The 2,619-nt window shown below is 66.7% G+C and carries 4 protein-coding genes; 2 read left to right on the top strand and 2 right to left on the bottom strand.

What is annotated here, in order from left to right; all coding sequences use genetic code 11:
• Positions 1–704: S1 RNA-binding domain-containing protein (locus tag ACRDPN_RS08740; protein WP_431447052.1), on the top strand; the 704-nt coding region annotated here is incomplete at its 5' end.
• 66 nt (positions 705–770) lie between these two features.
• On the opposite strand, the gene ACRDPN_RS08745 is transcribed toward ACRDPN_RS08740, so the two are convergent.
• Positions 771–908, bottom strand: a complete 138-nt coding sequence (locus ACRDPN_RS08745) for a hypothetical protein (protein WP_431447053.1) — start codon at positions 906–908, stop codon at positions 771–773.
• Positions 909–1,002: 94 nt separating this feature from the next.
• On the opposite strand from ACRDPN_RS08745, the gene ACRDPN_RS08750 reads away from it, so the two are divergent.
• A complete protein-coding gene (locus ACRDPN_RS08750) occupies positions 1,003–1,965 on the top strand; it encodes a GlxA family transcriptional regulator (protein WP_431447054.1) in 963 nt (320 codons plus the stop codon).
• A gap of 10 nt (positions 1,966–1,975) precedes the next feature.
• On the opposite strand, the gene ACRDPN_RS08755 is transcribed toward ACRDPN_RS08750, so the two are convergent.
• Positions 1,976–2,560: a hypothetical protein gene (locus ACRDPN_RS08755; RefSeq protein WP_431447055.1), complete on the bottom strand. Its 585-nt coding sequence runs from the start codon at positions 2,558–2,560 to the stop codon at positions 1,976–1,978.
• Between the last annotated feature and the right edge of the window lie 59 nt (positions 2,561–2,619).

A 2,619-nucleotide genomic window follows, 5' to 3' on the forward strand; every position in this document is an offset into this window, starting at 1 on the left:
TCGGCGACGAAGTCACCGTCGAGGTGCTCGACGTCGACATGGAGCGCGAGCGCGTGTCGCTGTCGCTCAAGGCGACGCAGGAAGATCCCTGGCAGCACTTCGCCCGCACGCACCAGATCGGGCAGATAGTGCCCGGCAAGGTCACCAAGCTCGTCCCGTTCGGCGCGTTCGTGCGTGTCGAGGAGGGCATCGAGGGCCTCGTGCACATCTCCGAGCTGGCCGAGCGCCACGTGGAGATCCCGGAGCAGGTCGTCCAGATCGGCGACGCCGTGATGGTCAAGATCATCGACATCGACCTCGAGCGCCGACGCATCTCCCTCTCGCTCAAGCAGGCCAACGAGACCGAGGCCGCCACCGACGACGACTTCGACCCGACGCTCTACGGCATGACGTCGTCCTACGACGACGCGGGCAACTACATCTACCCCGATGGCTTCGACCCCGAGACGGGCGAGTGGCAGGAAGGGTTCGACGAGGCCCGCGCCGCCTGGGAGAAGCAGTACGCCGAGGCGCACGAGCGCTGGGAAGCGCACAAGAAGCAGATCGTGGACTCGGAGAAGTCGAGCATCGAGGCCAGCGAGGCCAGCAGCTACTCCGCGGGCAACGAGGACCAGCCCGAGGCCGAGGGCGGCTCGCTCGCCTCGGACGAGGCCCTGCAGGCACTCCGCGAGAAGCTCACCGGCAACGAGAGCGAGAACGAGTAGTCGACCAGCGGTCGACGTACGAGACCCCCGGTCCTGTCGGGCCGGGGGTCTCGTGTGTCGGTGGGATCAGATGACGTGGCTGCGCGGCTCGAACGGGTCGATGTGGCTGCGCGGACCGGGGCGGGTTCCGTACCCGTCGTTCGGGATGACCAGGAGGCCGATCCCAGCTGCAAGAACCAGGAGGATGATGGCTACGGTGAACATGGCACTAATTCTGTCTCCATCGTGATCCTGCCACCAGTGGCAGAAATGCCACACTCCATTGATTTGCTGCCACATCTGTGTGATGCTGGCTGGCATGAAGAATGTCGCGGTGGTCGTGCAGGACGGAGCCGAACCCTTTGGCCTGGGTTCCATCTGTGAGGTCTGGGCCGAGCCGTACCATCCCGACGACGACAATCCCGTTTTCGAGTTCGTCGTGTGCACGGCCGAACCGGGCCGGATCGAAGGGGGGTCCGGCTTCGACCTGTTCGTCGAGCACGGACTGGAAGCCCTGGAGACGGCCGATCTTGTGTGCATCGTCCCGAAACTCGACTTCCGCCACAACGACCCGAGAGCCGTGGCCGCCGTGCGCCAGGCTGCCGACCGCGGCGCCATCGTCTCGGCACACTGCACGGGAGCGTGGGTGCTGGGCGACGCCGGCCTGCTCGACGGTCGCGAGTGCACCACCCACTGGCGTCACGCCGACGAGCTTGCCGCGACGTTCCCGAAGGCCCGGGTCAATCCCGACGTCCTCTACATGTTCGACGGCAACATCCTCACTGGGGCCGGGGCCGCCGGCGGCATCGACGCCTCGCTGCACCTGATGCGTCGCACGTTCGGCGCCCGCGCCGCCGCCACCACGGCCCGTCGCATGGTCGTGCCGCCGCACCGCGACGGCGGTCAGGCACAGTTCGTGCGAACTCCGATGGGTCAGACCGAGGCCGACACACTCGCACCGTTGCTGGCCTGGGTCTCGGAGCGCCTCGACGAGCCGATGCCGGTCGAGCGGCTCGCCGCCGAGGCGCACATGTCGCCGCGTACGTTCGCCCGACGCTTCCGTGACGAGACCGGCACCACCCCGCTGCAATGGCTCACCGGTCAGCGACTCGCGCTCGCCGAGGAGCTGCTGGAGAACTCCTCTCTGTCGGTCGAGCAGATCGCCTCACGCGTTGGCTTCGGCAACGCTGCCACCCTGCGCCACCACTTCGCCGCGTCGCGCGGCACCACGCCGCAGGCCTACCGCAAGACCTTCACCTGTCTGGAGGAGCAGTCCGCGTGACGGCGGAACGCTAGGACGCGTCCTGGGGCGTCGGCGGGCCGTTTGCCGGCGTGATCTCGGGCGGGGCGTGCACCGGCACGTGCTCGTGGTCCCGGTCGCGCACTGCCTTCTTGATCTGCTGGATGTTGTTGCGAAGCAGGTCGGAGATGAGCTCATCCATCCGCGGGTCGCCGAGCATCTCGATCAGCACCCGCAGGGTGGTCTCGGAGACCTCGGAGATCACCGTGTCGTAACCCGGCAACAGTCCGATCAGCCGCACGTTCGGGTCCCGGCGCACCTTCTCGGCCACGAGCTGCTTCACCTCGTCGTGGTTCTCGATCAGGGCGTCGGAGATGTTGCGCGTGTAGTGGCCGGTCTGGATGACGTCGGCGACCTCATCCAGCACCATGATCGTGATCGGACGCTTGACCAGCCTGATGACCCAGTTCCGGAGTCTGTTGATCTTCCGCATCCCCCACGGTGTGCGAAGCCCGCGTCGCACCAACGACCTCGTGAGGAAGGCAGAGCCGACCGCCAGCACGAGCAGGACGAAGAAGACCAGGACGATCAGCTGCCAGACGCTGAGCTCCTCGAGCCATACACCGAATCGTTCCATCGGCTCATCGTGCCGTACTCACAGAACAGCAGGCGGCACCGACTGCGCGCCCAGTCGAA

The organism is Aeromicrobium sp., from assembly GCF_050700635.1.
Taxonomy (GTDB): Bacteria; Actinomycetota; Actinomycetes; order Propionibacteriales; family Nocardioidaceae; genus Aeromicrobium.